This window comes from Streptomyces sp. NPDC037288 (genome assembly GCF_055603265.1).
In genome coordinates this window covers 48,915-68,316 of sequence record NZ_JBVJVY010000017.1, presented here as the reverse complement: position 1 = coordinate 68,316, position 19,402 = coordinate 48,915, and the positions used below count along the sequence as shown (strand labels likewise).

Here is a 19,402-nt window from a genome sequence, read left to right as displayed (position 1 = left end):
TCTGCCGCAAACGCCGTCGCGGGTGGCAAGGTGGACAAATGGGTGGGGGGTTCCGCTCAGTACGTCCGACCTCTGTGAGAAGCCATGACCGCACACCCGGCCACCGCCGCCCGCATCCGCACCGGCGGCCCCCAGGAAGACGGCCCGAAGATCCTCGAGCACGTCATGGGCTGGGTCCTCGTCGCGGTGATCGCGATGCTCGTGACCCAGCTGGGTCTGCTCTGACCGAGCCGCACGCGGTCGGCATGTTCTGACATACTGCGCAGGTCCCACCGACCTCCCAGACCAGGGTCGAAATTGAATATGCCTCAGCAGCGTGCCGCCGTACGTCCCCGGGGGAACGGTACCGAGCGCTCGGTGGCGCGTCGCGCCGAACTCATCGCCATCGGGCGGAAGTTGTTCGCCGACACGTCCTACGACGCGCTGTCCATGGATGACATCGCCCGCCAGGCGCATGTCGCCAAGGGGCTGATCTACTACTACTTCCAGTCCAAGCGCGGCTACTACCTGGCGATCATCCAGGACTCCGTCGCCGACCTGGTCACCTCCGCCGCGGGCGGCCTGGACAGGCCCGCCGTGGACCGCGTGCACCGCACCATCGACGGCTATCTGCACTACGCCGAGCATCACCAGGCCGCCTACCGCACCATCGTCAGCGGCGGCGTCGGCTTCGACGCCGAGGTGCACGCGATCCGGGACGGGGTGCGCGAGGCCATCATCGCCACCATCGCCGAAGGGGCCTACGGCCGCAGCGACATCGCACCGCTGGCCCGGATGGGCCTGCTCTCCTGGGTGTGCGGCGTCGAGGGCGCGACCCTGGACTGGATCGACCGCCCCGAGCTGTCCCGCGCCGCCCTGCGCGAGCTGCTGGTGAAGACGCTCGGCGGGGCCCTGCGTGCCGTCGAGGAGCTGGACCCCGCGTACCCGGCCCCGCAGCCGGCCCGCCGCGACGGCGACCCACCAGGGCGCACACGGGAGTCCCACCCGTGCCGCGAGGGGTTCCGGCCGGAATCTTGAAGTAAGCGGTCGTTAACTGGTGACTGGAGGTCGCTGATCGGGCATACTCACTGCGCACAGCCGCTGGTCAGCAGCTTCCGAGACCCGGGAGCGGGCGCCCGCGGCACCACGGAACGACCAGGCGGAGCCGCCCCCACCCGACGGGCCAGACCGCCGGTGCCCGAACAGGGAGGAGACCGACGCCATGTCCGACCGCGATCCGCAGCCGGTGGAGCGTCAGCTGCCGACGGAAGAGGCGCGGGATCTGCTCGCGCTCGTCCGGGACATCGCCCAGCGCGAGATCGCGCCAAAGGCGGCCGAGGAGGAGGACACCGGACGCTTCCCGCGCGAGGTCTTCACCCTGCTGTCCGAATCGGGCCTGCTCGGCCTGCCCTACGACTCCGAGTACGGCGGCGGCGACCAGCCCTACGAGGTCTACCTCCAGGTCCTGGAAGAGCTCTCCGCGGCCCGGCTCACCGTGGGCCTCGGCGTCAGCGTGCACACGCTCGCCTGCTACGGGCTCGCGGCCTACGGCACCAAGCAGCAGCAGGTCGAGCATCTGCCCGCGATGCTGGGCGGCGGCCTGCTGGGCGCCTACTGCCTCTCCGAGCCGTCTGCCGGTTCCGACGCGGCGTCGCTGCGGACGAAGGCCGTCCCGGAGGGCGACGGCTGGGTGATCAACGGCACCAAGGCCTGGATCACGCACGGTGGCATCGCCGACTTCTACACGGTGATGGCCCGCACCGGCGAGGAGGGCCCCCGCGGGATCACCGCCTTCCTGGTCCCCGGGGACGCACCGGGCCTGAGCGGGGCGGTGCCCGAGAAGAAGATGGGCATGAAGGGCTCGCCCACCGCCCAGGTCCACTTCGACGGCGTCCGGGTCGGCGACGACCGCCGGATCGGCGAGGCGGGCCAGGGCTTCTCCATCGCCCTGTCCGCCCTCGACTCCGGGCGGCTCGGCATCGCCGCCTGCGCGATAGGCCTCGCCCAGGCCGCCCTGGACGAGGCGGTCGGCTACGCCACCCAGCGCCGGCAGTTCGGCCGTCCCATCGCCGACTTCCAGGGCCTGCGCTTCATGCTCGCCGACATGGCCACCCAGATCGAGGCCGGCCGCGCGCTCTACCTCGCGGCGGCCCGGCTGCGCGACGCGGGCAGGCCGTTCGCCAAGCAGGCCGCCATGGCCAAGCTGCACTGCACCGACACGGCCATGAAGGTCACCACGGACGCCGTGCAGATACTCGGCGGCTATGGCTACACCGCCGACTTCCCGGCCGAGCGCTTCATGCGCGAGGCCAAGGTCCTGCAGATCGTCGAGGGCACCAACCAGATCCAGCGGATGGTCATCGCCCGTCACGTGGCGGGACCCGAAGGTCGCTGAACTGGCCCGTGCGGACCGTCGGAGCCGCCAGCCTGATCCACTCCGGGTCGTGGCGGCCCGGCAGGGTCCGGCCCCGGTCGGCCCAGGCCCGCATGAGATCGCGGTAGATGGGCGGGTCCTGCGGCAAGGGTGGCGGAACCGATTCTGCGGGGCGGGGCACGAAGATGCGGCGCTGACGCCCGGTGGCCGTGTACGTGGGGGTCATACCCGGGCAACGCGGCAGCGGCCGGACAGGTCACCGCCCGGCGGTATCGCGCGTCAGTTCAGGCACGTCCGGTTCCCCCTCTGGCCACCTCCGGTCGGCTGACGTACCGTCAGCCGACCATCGTTCAGGGGGTGCCCGTGGCCGACGACCGTCCCGTACCGCTCGACGAATACCCGGTGCACCAGGTGCCGCTGTCCATGAAGCACGTGTCGACCGGCGACCGCAACGCATACGACCGCTGCATCTTCCACGTCTTCGACCACTCCGGGCGCGCCCTGCTCATCCTCGGCCTCGGCGTCTACCCCAACCTGGGCGTGATCGACGCCTACGCCACCCTGCGCACCGGGGACACCCTGCACGCCGTCCGCTCCTCCGACGCCCTGGGGGAGGACCGGATGCGGCTCGCCGTCGGTCCGCTGCGCATCGAGGTCCCGCGCCCGCTGAAGGAGCTGCGCCTGATCTGTGAGGACGAGGGGCTGTCGTACGACCTGACCTGGACGGCCGCCTTCCCCGCCCTCTGGGAGCCGCACCATCTGCAGCGCCGGGGTGACCGGCTCACCCTGGAGGGCCGCCGTTTCGTCCAGGCGGGTACCGCTCAGGGCGTGATCCGGGCCGGTGCGGAGGAGTTCCGGGTCACCGCCGACGACTGGACCGGCACCCGGGACCGCAGCTGGGGGGTGCGGCCAGTGCCCGGCGAGGACGGCGGGCGGCTCGCCGCCGACCACCCCACCGAGGGCTTCCACTGGATCTGGTGCCCGGTCCGCTTCGAGGACCGCTTCCTGATGGTCATCACCCAGGAGGACGCCGACGGCTACCGCTCCCTGAACGACGCGACCCTCGTCCGGCCCGGCCACCGCGACCGCCAACTGGGCTGGCCGCAGGCCGAGATCACCTACCGCCCCGGCACCCGCCATCCACAACGGGCGGTCATCCGGCTCGGCGACGCGCGGGGACCGCGGAAGCTGGACGCCGAGATCCTGGCCTCCTCGCCGCTCGCGCTCGGCGCGGGCTATCCGCCGGCGGACGACTGGCAGCACGGGACCTGGCGGGGCCCCGGCTGGACCGACCGCCGTACATACGACATGACCCTGCCCCACCCCCTGGCCGCCTACGGCGTCACCGACCACGCGGCACGCTTCCGGCTCGACGGGCGCACCGGTTACGGCATCTTCGAGCACGGCTCGTTCGGCCGGCACGACCCGAGCGGCTTCACCGGCTTCGACTCGGTCGCGTCCTGAGGGAGGAACCCGCCATGGCCACGGCACCGCGTCCGCGCACCACGACCCGCGACCCCGAGGACCTCGCCCGGCGCCTCACCGCCTGGCTCGACACCCGGCTGCCCGGTGCCAAGGCCACCGGCGTCACCGTCCCGGCCTCCAACGGCATGTCGAGCGAGACCCTGCTGTTCGCCATCGAACACCCCGAAGTGCCCTGCTCCGCCTGTGCGTTGAGGTTGGCGGCGGACCCGCAGGCGTACACCGTCTTCCCCGAGTACGACATGGGCCGCCAGTACCGCACCCTGCGCCTGGTGGCACAGCGCACGGACGTGCCCGTACCCCGTGTGCTGTGGCTGGAGGAGGATCCGGCTCCGCTCGGGGCGCCGTTCTTCGTCATGGAGCGGGTCGCCGGGCGCGTGCCCCCGGACGTCATGCCGTACACCTACGAGGGCAGTTGGCTGCAACGCGCGAGCGACGCCGAACGCGAGCACCTGGAGGCCGCGACCGTCGGCCTGCTGGCCCGCCTGCACGACCAGGTTCCCCTCGCGGAGGCCCGGTTCCTCACTTCGCCCGATGCGGGGGACGCGCTGCGCCGGCACGTGACGGCCCAACGCGCCTACTACTCCTGGGTGACCGACGGCCTGCCCCGCTCGCCCCTCATCGAGTCCGCCTTCGACCGGCTGGAGGAGCTGTGGCCGCGCGAGCCCGGCGAACCCGTCCTCACCTGGGGTGACGCACGCATCGGGAACATCGTCTACGACGGCTTCGATCCCGTCGCCGTCCTGGACTGGGAGATGGCGGCGCTCGCCCCGCGCGAGGTCGACCTCGGCTGGACCATCTATCTGCACCGTTTCTTCCACGACCTCTCGGTCGCCTCCGGGCAGCGCGGACTGCCGGACCTCCTGCGCCGCGACCGCGTCGAGGCCCGCTACGCACGCCTGACCGGGAACACCCCGCAGGACATGGACTTCCACACCCTCTACGCCGCGCTGCGGCACGCGATCGTCATGCTGCGCATCGCCTACCGTCAGGCGTACTTCGGGGAGATCGCCGTACCGGCGGACCCGGACACGCTGATCCTGCACCACGGCAGCCTGCGCGCCATGGTGCAGGGCACCTACTGGATGCGGTGAGGGAGGCTCAGGCGGCCTGGCGGCGCATCGCCGGCACGCGCATCGGGCGCGAGCCCGGGCCGCCGACGTGCGAGAACGGCTGCGTCCGCCAGTTCAGGCCGCGGGGGAGCGTCAGCAGGAGGGCGGTGTCCTGCTCCTGCGGCTCGACAGACTCGTCCGCGGGGCGGGCCTCGGCCGCCTTGCGGCCCGTACCCGCGCAGACCGTGAGGCCGAACGGGTTCCACGGCGAGGCGCACAGCGCGTGCTCCGGCAGGACCTGCTCGTCCGCCAGCAGCGCGATCGGCTGGGCGCAGTCCGGGCAGATCACCCGGTACATCTCGAAGGTGTCGTAGGCGTCCGGTTCGTCGTCGAAGACGTCGGGTTCGACGCCCTCCGGTCCGGGCTCGACGGCCGGCTGCTGCCGCTTGGACGCGGATCGACCAGGGCGATGGACACTCTGCATGGGATTCTCCCCCTAAGGCTGGGCCGTGACGGCGCTGCGGCCTCGACCACAGCAAGCACTTCCCGTCCGCCCTCGGCGGTAATCACGAGAACATCACGGAGCCCGTTCGGGGTGTGTGTCGTTCGTCACATGCCGCGTGCAGGTGCGGAGATCAAGCGCACTGTAGGTTTTGGCGCCATGGAGGAGCTGGACCGACAGATCGTGCAGCTGCTCGTCAAGGACGGGCGGATGAGCTACACAGACCTGGGCAAGGCCACGGGCCTGTCCACGTCGGCCGTGCACCAGCGGGTGCGCCGGCTGGAACAGCGTGGCGTCATCCGCGGCTATGCCGCGGTGGTCGACCCCGAGGCCGTCGGGCTGCCGCTCACCGCGTTCATCTCCGTGAAGCCGTTCGACCCCAGCGCCCCCGACGACATCGCGGACCGCCTCGCCGACGTCCCCGAGATCGAGGCCTGCCACAGCGTCGCCGGCGACGAGAACTACATCCTCAAGGTGCGGGTGGCCACTCCCCACGAACTGGAGGAACTGCTGGCCCGACTGCGATCACTGGCGGGCGTCTCCACCCGCACGACGGTCGTGCTGTCCACGCCGTACGAGGCCCGGCCACCGAGGATCTGAGACGGCGGCCGGCAGGCCACCGCCGCGGGCGGTCGTTCCGCAGGGCCGTGCCGGGCGCGATTTCGGCCCGCCCGGGTGCGGCCTCCCCCCGGCGGCAGGAGAAACTGTCCGCTATGAGTGAGCGCGCCGCCGAGCCCCCCAAGACCGTCCTCCTCCGCCGAGGAGAGGTGCACAGCCCTGCGGACCCGTTCGCCACGGCGATGGTGGTGGAGCGGGGCCACGTCGCCTGGGTCGGCTCCGAGGGCGCCGCCGACGCCTTCGCCGACGGTGTGGACGAGGTGGTCGACCTCGACGGCGCCCTCGTCACCCCCGCCTTCACCGACGCCCATGTGCACACCACCGCCACGGGCCTCGCCCTGACCGGACTCGACCTGTCCGACGCGCCCTCCCTGGAGGCGGCCCTCGCCCTGGTCCGCGACTTCGCCGCCGCCCGCCCGGACGACCGCGTCCTGCTGGGCCACGGCTGGGACGCCGCCCGCTGGCCCGGCGGCCGCCCGCCCACGCGCGCCGAACTCGACGAGGCGACCGGCGGCCGTCCGCTCTACCTGTCCCGCATCGACGTGCACTCGGCGGTCGTCAGCACCGCCCTGCTGGATCTGATCCCCGGCGACGTTCCCCGCGAGGACGCCCCGCTCACCCGCGACGCCCATCACGTCGTACGCGAGGCCGCGCTCGCCGCGATCACCCCGGCCCAGCGAGCCGAGGCCCAGCGCTCCGCCCTCGCCCGCGCGGCCTCTCTCGGCATCGGCTCGGTGCACGAGTGCGGCGGGCCGCAGATCTCCTCCGAGGACGACTTCACCGGCCTGCTGAAGCTCGCCGCCGAGGTGCCCGGCCCCCGGGTCGTCGGCTACTGGGCGGAGCAGAACGTCGAGCGGGTCCGCGACCTGGGGGCCGCCGGCGCCGCGGGCGACCTGTTCGCCGACGGCGCCCTCGGCTCGCACACCGCCTGTCTGCACGAGCCGTACGCCGACGCCGACCACGCCGGGACCGCCTACCTGGACGCCGAGGCCGTCGCGGCCCATGTCGCCGCCTGCACCGAGGCGGGCCTGCAGGCCGGCTTCCACGCCATCGGCGACGCCGCCGTGAGCGCCGTGGTGGAGGGCGTGCGAGCCGCCGCGGAGAACCTCGGCCTCGCCCGGATCCGCGCCGCCCGCCATCGCGTCGAGCACGCCGAGATGCTCACCCCGCAGACCGTCGCCGGCTTCGCCGAGCTGGGCCTGATCGCCTCGGTCCAGCCCGCCTTCGACGCGCTGTGGGGCGGCGAGGACGGCATGTACGTGCGGCGCCTCGGCGCCGGACGGGCCCGCACCCTCAACCCCTTCGCGGCCCTGCTGCGGGCCGGCGTGCCCCTTGCCTTCGGCTCGGACAGCCCGGTCACCCCGCTCGACCCGTGGGGCACCGTCCGCGCCGCCGCGTTCCACCACACGCCCGAGCACCGGGTCTCCGTCCGGGCCGCGTTCACGGCGCACACGCGCGGCGGCTGGCGGGCCGTGGGCCGGGACGACGCGGGCGTCCTGGTGCCGGGCGCGCCCGCCGACTACGCGGTCTGGCGCACCGACGAGCTGATCGTCCAGGCCCCCGACGACCGTGTGGCCCGCTGGTCGACCGACCCCCGCTCCGGCACGCCCGGCCTGCCCGACCTCACCCCGGGCCGCGACCTGCCCATCTGTGTGCGCACCGTGGTGGGCGGACGGACGGTGTTCGTACGGCCGGGCGAGTGATCTACGGGGGTGGCGCGGCGGAGCGGGGGCGCCGCCGCCCCGCCGCCCCACCTGCGCATCCTCTGCGGCGGTCGGCCCATCCGGAGTGTCTTTGCAGGTCAGACGGCTGTTGACAGTCGACGGCCGAGGGCCGGTAGGTTCGTCCGAGTCCACCACCGGACGCCCGACCGGGGCGTTCACGAAACTCGTCGCAGCGCCGCTGGGTCAGGGACGGTGTGCCGCACCGGGCATCGTCGCTGGGAGCCAGGCTCAGCGCCCGCGCCGCCGAGGGAACGTTCCGGCCCGGCAAGGTGTGACCCGGGTGGGGCCCGTGCGCTCAGTAGACAACGGCTTTCGGTCGATCCGCAGCCAGCGGGTCCCAGGTCGGCCCGAAGGGCGCCGGGCCCCCATCCGCCGTGGCGGGAAGTCACCGGCGGCGTGGCTCGAAGGTGCCCAAAGCAGCATTCTTACCCCACTCTTGTGGAATCGACACTGCCGTACGTACAAGTCGGCACGTCTTAGCAGCCGGTGACCACTATGGTGGATCCTTGCGTACAACCAGAAGGGGCAGCAGTGAACGACGGCGACGGGACCCTCGCGGCCAAGGCCCAGGGGAGGCAGTTCGGTCCGCTCGGCACGGCCTTGGTGATCATTCCGACCTACAACGAGGCGGAGAACATCAAGACCATCGTCGGCCGGGTACGCAAGGCCGTCCCCGAGGCGCACGTACTGATCGCGGACGACAACAGCCCCGACGGCACCGGCAAGCTCGCCGACGAGCTGGCCGCCGAGGACGGCAACGTCCAGGTGATGCACCGCAAGGGCAAGGAGGGCCTCGGCGCCGCGTATCTCGCGGGCTTCCGCTGGGGACTGGAGAACGGCTACGGCGTCCTGGTCGAGATGGACGCCGACGGCTCCCACCAGCCCGAGGAACTGCCCCGGCTGCTCACCGCCCTCAAGGGCGCCGACCTGGTGCTCGGCTCCCGCTGGGTGCCCGGCGGCCGGGTGGTGAACTGGCCCAAGTCCCGCGAGTTCATCTCCCGTGGCGGCAGCCTCTACTCCCGGCTCGCCCTCGACCTGCCGCTGCGCGACATCACCGGCGGCTACCGCGCGTTCCGCCGCGAGACCCTGCAGGGCCTGGGCCTGCAGGAGGTCGCCTCGCAGGGCTACTGCTTCCAGGTCGACCTGGCCCGCCGCGCGGTCAAGGCCGGCTACCACGTGGTCGAGGTCCCGATCACCTTCGTCGAGCGCGAACTCGGCGACTCCAAGATGAGCAAGGACATCCTGATCGAGGCGCTGTGGCGGGTCACCGCCTGGGGTGCGAAGGACCGGGTCGCCAAGCTCACCGGCAAGAACAAGCGGACCGCCTAGGCTCCCGTCGGCTCCGGGTCTTCCGCCCGCTTTCCGGCCGATCATCCCCTTATCCCGCGCTGAGGCGCCGCCAGGCACACTGGGGGCATGACGACTGGCGCTCCGACCTCTCCGTACACCACCACCCGGCCCCGGCGCTCCCGGCTGCGCAGGTATCTGCCGCTCGGGGTCGCCGCCTGGCTGGTGCTGGAGATCTGGCTGCTGACCGTGGTCGCGGGCGCGGCCGGCGGGCTTGCCGTGTTCCTGCTGCTCGTCGCGGGCTTCGTGGCCGGCTCCGTGGTCATCAAGCGGGCGGGCCGCCGCGCCTTCCAGAGTCTCAACGAGGCTCTGCAGCGCGGTGGTTCGCCGGAGCGCGGCGGTGGCAACGGCCTGATGATGCTCGGCGGCCTCCTGCTGATGATCCCGGGCCTGGTCTCCGATGTGGCCGGCCTGCTCCTGCTGCTGCCGCCGGTGCAGAAGGCCGTCAGCCGGTACGCCGAGAACGCTCTGGACAAGACGCTGCGCACGGCCGCCCCGGGCGGTTTCGGTGACGCCTTCCAGCAGGCCCGCATCCACCGCCCCGACGGCAAGGTGGTGCAGGGCGAGGTCATCAGGGAGGACCGGCCCGAGCCGGGAGAGCAGTGGCCGCCGCTGTCGCGCTGAGCCGGCTGGCGGACAGACGAAAACCGCGGGCGCCGTACGATTCGTACGGCGCCCGCGGTTTCGGTATGCGCTGTATCTCCGCCCAGCCCGAAGGGACTAGGCCGACTTACGGCTGTCCCGGGGGTGAACCGCGATGTTCATCGCCCCCGAGCGCAGAACCGCCAGGCGCTCCTCGAGGACCTCTTCGAGCTCCTCGCGGGTGCGCCGCTCCATCAGCATGTCCCAGTGGGTACGCGCGGGCTTGGCCTTCTTCTCCTCAGGGCCGTCGCCGTCGACGAGGAGTGCCTGGGCCCCGCAGACCTTGCACTCCCACTCCGGCGGGATCTCCGCCTCGACCGAGAAGGGCATCTCGAAGCGGTGCCCCTTCTCACATGCGTACTCCACGGCCTGGCGCGGGGCCAGGTCGATACCGCGGTCCGTCTCGTAGCTGGTCACCACGAGGCGCGTACCGCGAAGAGCTCGCTCACTCATGAATCGTGCCTCCCGGGCTTGTCGCCCACAGGACAGGTGTCGCTGTCGTCGTCATCCGGTCAACGTCCGGTCGGCGGTAAAGATTCCCGTTCCGTGTCCCGTTCCGGGTCATGCGTCGCCGTCGTAGCCGCCCCTTGTTGTACCCACCAGCGCCCGGTTTGTCACATCTGCAAGCAGATGTCACCCAGCGTTTCGGCATCTTTGACGCGCAGTAACGGTACGCCCGGCAGGCCAAAGGCGTACACTACCGCCCTTTTGTGTTGAGCGCTAAATCGAGGCTAAATCTTCTCGGGAACCGGGTTGCCCGCCTCGCCGATGGCCCGGCGCACCGGCACGCGCGCCAGCAGGGCGAATCCGATGACGAAGAAGGCCACCAGCGAGACGATCGCGGACCGATAACTTCCGGTCAGCTGGTAGGTCAGGCCGAACAGCAGCGGCCCGAGCCAGCTCATCCCGCGGTCGCTCACCTCGTACGCCGCGAAGTACTCGGCCTCCTTGCCGGGCGGCACGAGATGCGAGAACAGCGACCGGGACAGCGCCTGGCTGCCGCCGAGGACCAGCCCGATCCCGGCGGCCAGCACGAAGAAGAACACCGGGGCCCCGGCGGGCAGGAAGTAACCGGCCGCCAGCGTGACCGTCCAGGCCACCAGCGAGCCCAGGATCGTCCGCTGGGCGCCGTACGTCCGTGCCAGCCGCCCCATCGCCAGCGCCCCGGCCACGGCCAGCACCTGCACCAGCAGCACGGCGACGATGAGTGTCGACTGGCCCAGTCCCAGCTCCTGCGAGCCGTAGACGGAGGCCTGGGAGATCACCGTCTGGATGCCGTCGTTGTAGACGAGGTACGCCAGCAGGAAGGCGAGCGTCAGCGGATGCCGGCGCATGTCCCGGACCGTCGCCGCCAGCTGCCTGAGCCCGGGCGCCGTGGTGTGCTCCGCACGACGCGCGTGCCGCCGGTCGCGCAGCCTGCGCAGCGGCACGAGCGTGAAGCCGCCCCACCACAGGCCCGCCGAGGCCAGGCACACGCGGACGGCGGCCGTCTCGCTCAGGCCGAAGGAGTCGTGCGCCGAGTACAGGACCAGGTTGGCGACGAGGACCGTGGAGCCCGCCGCGTACCCGAAGGCCCAGCCGCGCGAGGAGACCGCGTCGCGCTGCGCGGGCGGGGCGATCTGCGGCAGGTAGGAGTTGTAGAGCATCATCCCGACGGACTGCGCCGCGTTGGCCACCACCAGCAGCACCCCGCCGAGCAGATACCGGTCGCCGTCCAGGAAGAACATGCCCGTGGTCGCCGCGGCCCCGGTGTACGCCGCCGCGGCCAGCAGCGGCTTCTTCCGGCCGGTGCGGTCTGCCGCGCTGCCCACGAGCGGCATCACCACGACCGCCAGGATCACCGACAGGGACACCGAGTAGGCGAAGAACGAGCCCGCCCGGACCGGGACGCCGAGCGGATGCACATAGCCGTCGGCGTCCGCGGCCCGCTCGGCGACCGCGGTGAGGTAGGGCCCGAGGAAGACCGTCACCACACTCGTCGAATAGACCGAGCAGGCCCAGTCGTAGAAGTACCAGCCGCGCTGCTCGCGCCGCAGCGCGGCGGAGTCGTCCGCCGTCTGCGCCCGCACGGTGTCGGTTCCCACCCGTGCCCTCGCTTCCCCGCTTGAACTGCGAAGGCTCAGGTCCCGGCGCCGGGTGGTCAGACCCAGACGCCGCGGTCCTCCATGACCTTGCGCAACGTGTCGATGTGATCGGTCATGATGCCATCGACGCCCAGGTCCAGGAGCCGGTGCATGCGCTGCGGTTCGTTGACCGTCCACACGTGCACCTGCAGCCCGCGCGCGTGGGCGGCGCGGACGAAGCGGTGGTCGACCACCGGGACGCCCGACTGGGCCTCGGGCACCTGCGCGGCGACGGCGGACCGGCGCACGGCGGCCGGCAGGCCCCACGAGCGCAGCCGCAGGTTCAGCACCCCGCGCGTGCCGAACGAGGTGGCCAGCCGCGGTCCCGCCAGCCGCTGGGCGCGCAGCACCCGGGCCTCGGAGAACGAGCCCACACAGACCCGCTCCCAGGCGTCCGTACGCTCGATCAGCTCCAGCAGGGGGCGCAGGGCGGGTGCCGCCTTGACGTCGACGTTCCAGCGGACCTCGGGGAAGGTCTCCAGCAACTCCTCGAACAACGGCACTGGTTCCCGGCCGCCCACGCGCGCCTGCCGTACGTCCTCCCACGGCAGGTCGGCGATGCGGCCCGCGCCGTCGGTGACCCGGTCCAGCGTGGAGTCGTGGAAGGCGACGAGCCGGCCGTCGGCCGTGGCGTGCACGTCGGTCTCGATGTAGCGGTAGCCCAGCTCCACCGCGCGCCGGAACTGCGCCACGGTGTTCTCCAGCCCGTCGGCGGCCCCGCCCCGGTGGGCGAAGGCGATCGGGCCCGGGTGGTCGAGGTAGGCGTGGCGTATCGGCGGTGTCGTGAGGGTCACGGCCGCAGTATGACCTGCTTCGGTGTCGCGGCGGCAACCACCGTGCTGCCGCCCGATACCCCGGGGACGGCGAACACCCGCAGGAACAGCTGCGCCAGCGGTCCGATGGACACGGCGTACAGCACGGTGCCGACCCCGATGGTGCCGCCCAGCAGGAACCCGGTGACCACGACCGCCACCTCGATCCCCGTCCGGATCAGCCGGATCGAGCGCCCGGTGCGCTGGTGCAGACCCGTCATCAGCCCGTCACGCGGGCCGGGTCCGAAGCGCGCCGAGATGTACAGGCCGGTCGCCACGCCGTTGAGTACGATCCCCGTCAGCAGGAGCGGCACGCGTGTGACCAGGGAGTGCGCGTCAGGGACGAGCGAGAGGGTGCCGTCCATGGCGAGGCCGACGGCGAAGACGTTGGAGACCGTACCGAGCCCCGGGCGCTGCCGCAGCGGGATCCACAGCAGCAGCACCGCCGCTCCCACGATGATCGACACCACCCCGATGGTCAGCCCGGTCAGCTTCGCGAGGCCCTGGTGCAGTACGCCCCAGGGTTCCATGCCCAGGCCCGCCCGGAGGAGCAGCGCGGCACTCGCGCCATAGAGCGCGAGCCCGGCGTACAGCTGGGTCAACCGTCGTCCGAGACGGCGCCGAGTGGACATGAGATACCCCCTGGGTGGTAGCGGTGGCCTGACGCATGACACTCTGTGGCTTGGGAAGAATCGCCATCCATGGCCAATTCGGGGAAGGTGGACTGATCTTCATGGCGCAGTGGACCTCGGCCATGGGGGCCGCGCAGCTCGCCCGGCTCCTCAACTCCCAGCAGGAGCGTCCGGCGGGTCCCGGCACCCGCCGTCCGCCCGCCTACCGTGCCCTCGCCGACGGCGTCCGGCTGCTGGTGCTCGAAGGGCGCGTGCCCGTGGCCGCCCGCCTCCCCGCGGAACGGGAGCTCGCCCTCGCCCTGTCCGTGAGCCGTACGACGGTCGCCGCCGCCTACGAGGCGCTGCGCACCGAGGGCTTCCTGGAGTCCCGGCGGGGCGCCGGCAGCTGGACGGCCGTGCCGGCGGGCAACCCGCTGCCCGCCCGCGGCCTGGAACCCCTGCCCCCCGAGGCCCTGGGCTCGATGATCGACCTCGGCTGCGCCTCGCTTCCGGCGCCGGAACCGTGGCTCACCCGCGCCGTGCAGGGCGCCCTGGAGGAACTGCCGCCGTACGCCCACACGCACGGCGACTATCCGGCCGGACTGTCCGCCCTGCGCGCGATGATCGCCGAGCGGTACACCGCGTGCGGGATCTCCACCATGCCCGAGCAGATCATGGTGACGACCGGCGCGATGGGCGCCATCGACGCGATCTGCCACCTCTTCGCGGGCCGCGGTGAACGCATCGCGGTCGAGTCCCCGTCCTACGCCAACATCCTGCAGCTGATGCGGGAGGCCGGCGCCCGTCTCGTCCCCGTCGCCATGGCCGAGGGGCTGTCCGGCTGGGACGTGGACCGCTGGCGCCAGGTCCTGCGCGAGGCCGCGCCCCGGCTCGCCTATGTCGTCGCCGACTTCCACAACCCCACGGGGGCGCTCGCCGACGAGGACCAGCGCCGCCGTCTGGTGGACGCGGCGCGTTCGGCCGGTACGGTGCTCGTCGCCGACGAGACGATGACCGAGCTGTGGCTGGACGAGGAGTTCGCGGGCGGCGGGATGCCGCGCCGGGTCTGCGCCTTCGACCCCGCGGGCTCGACCGTCATCACGGTCGGCTCGGCCAGCAAGGCCTTCTGGGCGGGGATGCGCATCGGCTGGGTGCGGGCGGCTCCGGACGTCATCCGCAGCCTGGTCGCCGCGCGGGCCTACGCCGACCTGGGCACGCCTGTGCTCGAACAGCTCGCGGTCAACTGGCTGTTCAGCACTGGGGGTTGGGAACAGGCGGTGGAGCTGCGCCGGGCCCAGGCCCTGGAGAACCGGGACGCGCTGGTGACGGCGCTGCGCCGGGAACTGCCGGAGTGGGAGTTCAACGTGCCCAAGGGCGGTCTGACCCTGTGGGTCCGCGCCGGCGGCCTGTCGGGCTCCCGGCTCGCCGAAGCGGGTGAGCGGACCGGGGTCCGCGTTCCTTCCGGCCCCCGCTTCGGCGTGGACGGCGCCTTCGAGGGCTACGTGCGTCTGCCGTTCACCGTCGGGGGAGCGGTGGCGGAGGAGGCGGCGGTCCGCTTGGCCGCGGCGGCCCGGTTGGTGGAGAACGGCGGTACGGGGGGTGCGGAGGCTCCGCGCACGTTCGTCGCCTGACGCCTCACAGCTCCGGGCCGGTGTGGTCGGGCGGCTGCGGGTCGGTGGTGACTGATCGTGCGGTTCCCCGCGCCCGGGGGACGGCATGAACCCGAACGGCGCTACCCGGCTGCTTCCGCAGTCACCGCCGGCTTCGTGAGATCCGCCGGCTCGGACCCCACGGCGGTGGCCCGCGCGGGCAGCAACTCCAGCACCGCCTGGCGGTCGGCGTCGCTGGTGGCGTCGTCGTACGGATCCGGCGTACGCGGCACCTGAAGCCGATGCACCGGCCCCACCCCCAGCCGCGCGTACCCCCGGCCCGGCGGCACATGCCCCATCGGCGTGGTGTGCGGCGGAGCTCCCAGGACGGATTCCACCTGCCGGGGCGCCGCAGGCCCGAGCACGACACGCGCGCGCGTGTGCTGCCGTACCGCGCTGCTCAACGCCTCCGCGCTGTCGAACTGTTCGGCCACGACGACGGTCACGTTCGCCGCCCGGCCGTGCCGCAACGGTACCTGGAGCAGCGTCTGCGGGTCCTTGTGCCCGTCCGCCCCGGCCAGGTGGGTGAAGACCGACGGGCGGTCCAGCATGATCCACAGCGGGCGCCGGGCGTCGGCCGGCGGCGGGTCGCCCGCCTGCCGGGCCAGGTTGACGGCGATGAGCCGCCGCTCGGTCTCCTGCGCGGCCCACTCCAGGCTCGCCAGCGCCCCGGGCAGCGCGCACTCCACCGCCAGGACACCGTCCCGGCCGGTCAGACACGCGTACTCGCCGGTGCCGCCGCCGTCGACGATCAGGACGTCCCCGTACTGGAGGGCCTGCAGGGCGATCGAGCGCAGCAGGGTCGAGGTGCCGCTGCCGGGGTGGCCCATGGCCAGCAGATGCGGCTCGGTGGAGCGCACGCCGGTGCGCCAGACGACCGGCGGGACGTCGATCTCCTCCTCTCCGTAGGAGAGGGGAAGCGTGCGCTGGACCTCGCTCGGGTCGGTGAAGCCGAGGACGGTCTCGCCCGGCGCGGTGACGAAGTGCTGGGCCGGGATGTCGGCGGGCAGCGGGGGCAGGACGGTGAGGGTGAGCTGGTTGCCCTCCTCGTCCCACGTGAAGTGGTATTCCCGGCCCCGCCCGGCCTTCGCGGTGAGCAGCTGCTCGATCCGCGCGCGGGCGTCGTGCTCGCCGTCCGGGAAGTAGGCGGGGTAGCGGATCACGAGATGACCGACGCGCCCGGTGTCGTCGAACTCGTGGGCGGGGAACGCCTTACCCCACTCCCCGCCGTGCGCGTACAGCGGCGCCGGGTCCTCGGGGCTGGAGAAGTACGGCACCAGAGCCTCGTACAGGGACTGGAGCCGTTCGGCCTGGGACTCGTCGGGCCCTTCGGGGGCCGTCGGGGTGCGGTCCCGGCCCTGCCAGGCCGCCGCCGACGTCAGGGTGATCGCGGCGAGCAGGGGCCCGTACGGCGCCAGCACCACGACCAGGACGACGGAGGCCACCAGGAACAGCAGTGGCCCGCGTTTGTCCTTCGGGGTGTCCGTCCATCTGCGCCGCCCGGCCGAGGCCAGCCGGCGCAGCCCGCGTGTGACGGTGATCAGGGGGTGGAGGACGTCGGTGGCGCTGTCGGCCGCCGTCCGGGCCAGCTCCCGGCTCCGGGCGAGCTGCATCCGGGCGATCTGGGCGCTGTCCTTGCTCAGGATGCGGGGGAGAGGGCGCCGGGCCACTGCTGACTCCTGGTCGTGCGTGCGGGTGGGGCGGGCGGGATCAGAACTTGAGGCCGCCCAGGAGGCTGGCCAGGCTCTCGCCGCCGGCCTTGATGCTCGGGGCGATGGCCGTGCTCGACAGGTAGAAGCCGAACAGAGCCGAGACGGTGGCGTGCGAGCCCTTCAGTCCGTCCTTGCGGAAGAAGAGGAACACGACGACGCCGAGCAGGAACACGCCGGACAGGGAGAGGATCATTTCGGGCCTCCTGGTGTCGAAGGTGGGGGACAGTCACCATGAGTTCTTCCAGGATCACAGGATGTATCCATACGATTAAAGGTGCAACTGGGTGAAATCCTGCTCATTTCGCCCACCCGGTGGAGTCGCCCTGACCCGGTTGACCAGGCCTGTTGCCTCCGGTGGGGTCTGTTGCTGATCTTTACCTCCGGCACATCGGGTCATGTGCCGCGAGAGCCAGTACGCTGGCGATTCACTCGTACGGCCGTGTTCCGCTCGCTGCCGTACGCTCCCTGCAGTCCAGAAGCTTTTGAGGAGAGGCGGTCCCGCCGATGAGTGAAGCCCCCGACCCCGAGGTCGTGGAGCTGGCGACCAAGATCTTCGATCTGGCCCGGCAGGGGCAGACCGAGGCGCTCGTGGCGTACGTCGACGCCGGCGTTCCGGCCAACCTCACCAACGACCGCGGCGACTCCCTGGTGATGCTCGCCGCCTACCACGGCCACGCCGACGCGGTCCGCGCCCTGCTCGCCCGGGGCGGCGCGGCGGACCAGGTCAACGACCGAGGCCAGACCCCGCTCGCGGGTGCTGTCTTCAAGGGCGAGACCGAAGTGATCAAGGCTCTTCTGGAGGGCGGAGCCGACCCGGCGGCGGGGACGCCGTCGGCCGTCGACACCGCCCGGATGTTCAGCAAGACGGAACTCCTGGAGCTGTTCGGCGCGCACTGACGCGCATGTCCTGACCAGGTACGACACAGAAAACGGGGGAGGCGGTACAGGGCCGCCGGAAATACGGTCGCGGCAGCACAAACCGCCGGGTCATCATGACGACGTGATTCACGGACGCGATGGCTGGGCAGGTGTTGCCGCACCGCGCGGGCCGTGATGCGGTCCGCATGGGCCACAGACGAGAGGCAGAGAGAAATGGTCTTCAGCAAGCAAGAGACGGCGGGCGCTCCGACGTTGTGTCACGCGGCCAGGTAATGCGTGTTCCCCGGTTGCGTCGACGCTTGATGTGAGGCTGTTTCCCATGTTCGATCCGGTCATAGCGCCCAGCGGTACGCTGCTCGGCCTGCTCCAGCGGGGCCGCGGCGACGGCACGCTGCACGCGCTCACCGCCCCGCGCGCCGAAGCGCTCGCGGCCCTGAACCAGTGTGTGCTGCGCGATCCACGCCACGACTGGCAGGTGGAGAACCGCTCCCTCTACTACGCCCGGCTCTACCTCGACCTGAACGGCGAGCTGGATGCCATCGAGGCGCACCTCTTCGATCCCGAGGACGTCCTCGACACCGACGAGTCCCGAACCGGCCTCGCCCTGGCGGTCCTCGGGCACCTGGCTTCCTACGGCAGGCACGACGCGCTCCGGCTGTTGCGCCGGTACGCCGCCCACGGCTCGAACTGGGCCTGGGCGCTGGACGAGCTGGCCCTCAGGGACGACGACGCCGGCCTGCGCGCCCTCGCCGCGCCCGTCCTGGCCCGCTTCGCCACCGATCCCGAGGGCGAGGCCGAGCTGGCCGCCGCCGTACGCGACGCCTTCGAGCCGAGGCCCTGGCGGCTGTGGGCGGAGGATCCGCGCGAATCGATCGCCACGCGCGTGCGTGAGGCGCACGAGACCGGCTGCTTCGACCGCTGGCAGCGCCAGCTGCGGCCCACCGGTCCCCGCCCCGGCTGGAGCGTGCGCGCCGTCTTCGAGTGGGCCCAGCAGGGCATCGAGCGCGGTGCGGCTCTCCATGTGCCGGCCGCCCGCTGCCTGGTGGCCGTGGCCGGCCCCGAGGACCGGCCGGAGATCGTCCAGGCCGCCCGGAACGGCGTCGACGGGGCCCGCTGCACCGCGCTGCGCTACCTCGCCGACGGCCACGACCCCGAGGCGCTCGACCTGATCGAGGTCGCGGTCGCCGACGGCTCGAGCGTCGTCGTGGAGGCCGCCGCCGACGCCTTCGAACGGATGCGCAGCGTCGCCGCCGTCGACCGCGCGCGCCGCTGGGCCCAGCGCCCCGACGTGCTCGGGGCCGCCGCCGGGCGCATGCTCGCCTGTCGTGGCGGCGTCCAGGACCGCGACCTCGTCCTCGGCGCCCTCCGTGAGGCCGTACGCGGTGAGGGCCCCGACGCACCGACCCTGTGGACCCTCGTCGACGGTGCCGGACGACTCGGCATCGCCTGCGCGGCCCCCGTCCTGCGTCATGTCTACCGCGAGACGGCGTCCTCCCATCTCCGCGGCCGGGCCGCCCGCGCCCTGGCCGCCACCGACCCCTCCTTCGCCACCGGGTTCGCCGTCGAATGCCTGTGGGACTGCGAGGAGACCACCCGCGAACTCGCCGCCCGGCACGCCGAGACCGGTGACGCCCGAGTCGTGGAGCGCCTGCGCCGCCTGGCCGCCGACCCGGCCGAGGAGGCGGAGGTACAGACGGCGGTGCGCAGCCGCTTCGGCCCCGACGCCGCCCTCGGCTGACCCCCGCGCACGTACCCGGCCCGGGCGGACGACCGCCCACCGGGTGAACACCCGGTGTCCCGCGGGTCAGGCGGTCATGACGGCCGTCTGACCTGCTCGGGTGTGCAGCTCAACGCTCATGGGACGTTCCCCGGGCGGAAAGATCGAAGTCGACGCGG

19 protein-coding genes are annotated in these 19,402 nt (G+C 72.3%); 12 read left to right on the top strand and 7 right to left on the bottom strand.

The features are described 5' to 3' along the window. Positions 1-84: 84 nt before the first annotated feature. The 5 genes from ACZ7GZ_RS20500 to ACZ7GZ_RS20480 all read left to right on the top strand — a co-directional run bounded on the left by ACZ7GZ_RS20500 (position 85) and on the right by ACZ7GZ_RS20480 (position 4,929). Positions 85-225, top strand: a complete 141-nt coding sequence (locus ACZ7GZ_RS20500) for an SCO1431 family membrane protein (RefSeq protein ID WP_471026036.1) — start codon at positions 85-87, stop codon at positions 223-225. A gap of 78 nt (positions 226-303) precedes the next feature. Continuing rightward, positions 304-1,017 (top strand): TetR/AcrR family transcriptional regulator, encoded by a 714-nt coding sequence (locus ACZ7GZ_RS20495; protein ID WP_471026034.1) that lies wholly within the window; start codon positions 304-306, stop codon positions 1,015-1,017. Between the two features lie 184 nt (positions 1,018-1,201). Beyond that, positions 1,202-2,374: an acyl-CoA dehydrogenase family protein gene (locus ACZ7GZ_RS20490; RefSeq protein WP_471026032.1), complete on the top strand. Its 1,173-nt coding sequence runs from the start codon at positions 1,202-1,204 to the stop codon at positions 2,372-2,374. 342 nt (positions 2,375-2,716) lie between these two features. Continuing rightward, on the top strand, positions 2,717-3,817 hold the full coding sequence (locus ACZ7GZ_RS20485) for an Rv3169 family protein (protein WP_471026028.1): 1,101 nt from the start codon (positions 2,717-2,719) through the stop codon (positions 3,815-3,817). Between the two features lie 14 nt (positions 3,818-3,831). After that, positions 3,832-4,929, top strand: coding sequence for a phosphotransferase family protein (locus ACZ7GZ_RS20480; protein WP_471026026.1), 1,098 nt, complete (start codon positions 3,832-3,834; stop codon positions 4,927-4,929). A 7-nt stretch (positions 4,930-4,936) separates the two neighbouring features. On the opposite strand, the gene ACZ7GZ_RS20475 is transcribed toward ACZ7GZ_RS20480, so the two are convergent. Then, positions 4,937-5,371 carry a hypothetical protein gene (locus ACZ7GZ_RS20475; protein WP_471026023.1) on the bottom strand — a complete coding sequence of 145 codons (435 nt, stop codon included), beginning with the start codon at positions 5,369-5,371 and terminating at the stop codon, positions 4,937-4,939. Positions 5,372-5,548: 177 nt separating this feature from the next. Here ACZ7GZ_RS20475 and ACZ7GZ_RS20470 point away from each other — a divergent pair, with 177 nt between their 5' ends. From ACZ7GZ_RS20470 to fxsA, 4 genes are all read left to right on the top strand, one after another. Further along, on the top strand, positions 5,549-5,989 hold the full coding sequence (locus tag ACZ7GZ_RS20470) for an Lrp/AsnC family transcriptional regulator (protein ID WP_076092236.1): 441 nt from the start codon (positions 5,549-5,551) through the stop codon (positions 5,987-5,989). Between the two features lie 113 nt (positions 5,990-6,102). Continuing rightward, a complete protein-coding gene (locus ACZ7GZ_RS20465) occupies positions 6,103-7,710 on the top strand; it encodes an amidohydrolase (protein ID WP_471026020.1) in 1,608 nt (535 codons plus the stop codon). Between the two features lie 552 nt (positions 7,711-8,262). Further along, the gene (locus ACZ7GZ_RS20460) at positions 8,263-9,060 is read left to right on the top strand and encodes a polyprenol monophosphomannose synthase (protein WP_471026018.1); all 798 of its coding nucleotides are present in this window, start codon (positions 8,263-8,265) and stop codon (positions 9,058-9,060) included. Between the two features lie 87 nt (positions 9,061-9,147). Continuing rightward, on the top strand, positions 9,148-9,702 hold the full coding sequence (gene fxsA / locus ACZ7GZ_RS20455; RefSeq protein WP_471026016.1) for an FxsA family membrane protein: 555 nt from the start codon (positions 9,148-9,150) through the stop codon (positions 9,700-9,702). A 96-nt stretch (positions 9,703-9,798) separates the two neighbouring features. On the opposite strand, the gene ACZ7GZ_RS20450 is transcribed toward fxsA, so the two are convergent. The 4 genes from ACZ7GZ_RS20450 to yczE all read right to left on the bottom strand — a co-directional run bounded on the left by ACZ7GZ_RS20450 (position 9,799) and on the right by yczE (position 13,287). Beyond that, on the bottom strand, positions 9,799-10,173 hold the full coding sequence (locus ACZ7GZ_RS20450; RefSeq protein WP_003977404.1) for an RNA polymerase-binding protein RbpA: 375 nt from the start codon (positions 10,171-10,173) through the stop codon (positions 9,799-9,801). 278 nt (positions 10,174-10,451) lie between these two features. Then, on the bottom strand, positions 10,452-11,804 hold the full coding sequence (locus ACZ7GZ_RS20445) for an MFS transporter (protein WP_471026013.1): 1,353 nt from the start codon (positions 11,802-11,804) through the stop codon (positions 10,452-10,454). Positions 11,805-11,860: 56 nt separating this feature from the next. Continuing rightward, positions 11,861-12,637 carry a glycerophosphodiester phosphodiesterase gene (locus tag ACZ7GZ_RS20440; RefSeq protein ID WP_471026011.1) on the bottom strand — a complete coding sequence of 259 codons (777 nt, stop codon included), beginning with the start codon at positions 12,635-12,637 and terminating at the stop codon, positions 11,861-11,863. Beyond that, complete coding sequence (gene yczE / locus ACZ7GZ_RS20435) at positions 12,634-13,287, bottom strand: membrane protein YczE (RefSeq protein ID WP_471026009.1); 654 nt, start codon at positions 13,285-13,287, stop codon at positions 12,634-12,636. The genes ACZ7GZ_RS20440 and yczE overlap by 4 nt, the downstream gene beginning before the upstream one ends. Positions 13,288-13,388: 101 nt before the next feature. Between yczE and ACZ7GZ_RS20430 the strand changes: the two genes are divergently transcribed. After that, positions 13,389-14,897, top strand: a complete 1,509-nt coding sequence (locus ACZ7GZ_RS20430; RefSeq protein ID WP_471026007.1) for an SCO1417 family PLP biosynthesis transcription factor — start codon at positions 13,389-13,391, stop codon at positions 14,895-14,897. 101 nt (positions 14,898-14,998) lie between these two features. Here ACZ7GZ_RS20430 and ACZ7GZ_RS20425 read toward each other — a convergent pair whose 3' ends face one another. Next, on the bottom strand, positions 14,999-16,585 hold the full coding sequence (locus ACZ7GZ_RS20425; protein WP_471026004.1) for a hypothetical protein: 1,587 nt from the start codon (positions 16,583-16,585) through the stop codon (positions 14,999-15,001). 40 nt (positions 16,586-16,625) lie between these two features. Next, positions 16,626-16,820 carry a hypothetical protein gene (locus ACZ7GZ_RS20420; RefSeq protein ID WP_031174416.1) on the bottom strand — a complete coding sequence of 65 codons (195 nt, stop codon included), beginning with the start codon at positions 16,818-16,820 and terminating at the stop codon, positions 16,626-16,628. A gap of 311 nt (positions 16,821-17,131) precedes the next feature. Here ACZ7GZ_RS20420 and ACZ7GZ_RS20415 point away from each other — a divergent pair, with 311 nt between their 5' ends. Beyond that, positions 17,132-17,524 carry an ankyrin repeat domain-containing protein gene (locus tag ACZ7GZ_RS20415; RefSeq protein ID WP_471026001.1) on the top strand — a complete coding sequence of 131 codons (393 nt, stop codon included), beginning with the start codon at positions 17,132-17,134 and terminating at the stop codon, positions 17,522-17,524. Between the two features lie 301 nt (positions 17,525-17,825). After that, complete coding sequence (locus ACZ7GZ_RS20410) at positions 17,826-19,244, top strand: HEAT repeat domain-containing protein (RefSeq protein ID WP_471025999.1); 1,419 nt, start codon at positions 17,826-17,828, stop codon at positions 19,242-19,244. Positions 19,245-19,402 lie beyond the last annotated feature (158 nt).

Coding starts and splice junctions, on each gene's coding strand:
- ACZ7GZ_RS20495 (WP_471026034.1), top strand. CDS start 304: ATGCCTCAGCAGCGTGCCGCCGTACGTCCCCGGGGGAACGGTACCGAG.
- ACZ7GZ_RS20410 (WP_471025999.1), top strand. CDS start 17,826: ATGTTCGATCCGGTCATAGCGCCCAGCGGTACGCTGCTCGGCCTGCTC.
- ACZ7GZ_RS20415 (WP_471026001.1), top strand. CDS start 17,132: ATGAGTGAAGCCCCCGACCCCGAGGTCGTGGAGCTGGCGACCAAGATC.
- fxsA (WP_471026016.1), top strand. CDS start 9,148: ATGACGACTGGCGCTCCGACCTCTCCGTACACCACCACCCGGCCCCGG.
- ACZ7GZ_RS20470 (WP_076092236.1), top strand. CDS start 5,549: ATGGAGGAGCTGGACCGACAGATCGTGCAGCTGCTCGTCAAGGACGGG.
- ACZ7GZ_RS20500 (WP_471026036.1), top strand. CDS start 85: ATGACCGCACACCCGGCCACCGCCGCCCGCATCCGCACCGGCGGCCCC.
- ACZ7GZ_RS20480 (WP_471026026.1), top strand. CDS start 3,832: ATGGCCACGGCACCGCGTCCGCGCACCACGACCCGCGACCCCGAGGAC.
- yczE (WP_471026009.1), bottom strand. CDS start 13,287: ATGTCCACTCGGCGCCGTCTCGGACGACGGTTGACCCAGCTGTACGCC.
- ACZ7GZ_RS20490 (WP_471026032.1), top strand. CDS start 1,202: ATGTCCGACCGCGATCCGCAGCCGGTGGAGCGTCAGCTGCCGACGGAA.
- ACZ7GZ_RS20430 (WP_471026007.1), top strand. CDS start 13,389: ATGGCGCAGTGGACCTCGGCCATGGGGGCCGCGCAGCTCGCCCGGCTC.
- ACZ7GZ_RS20450 (WP_003977404.1), bottom strand. CDS start 10,173: ATGAGTGAGCGAGCTCTTCGCGGTACGCGCCTCGTGGTGACCAGCTAC.
- ACZ7GZ_RS20475 (WP_471026023.1), bottom strand. CDS start 5,371: ATGCAGAGTGTCCATCGCCCTGGTCGATCCGCGTCCAAGCGGCAGCAG.
- ACZ7GZ_RS20465 (WP_471026020.1), top strand. CDS start 6,103: ATGAGTGAGCGCGCCGCCGAGCCCCCCAAGACCGTCCTCCTCCGCCGA.
- ACZ7GZ_RS20420 (WP_031174416.1), bottom strand. CDS start 16,820: ATGATCCTCTCCCTGTCCGGCGTGTTCCTGCTCGGCGTCGTCGTGTTC.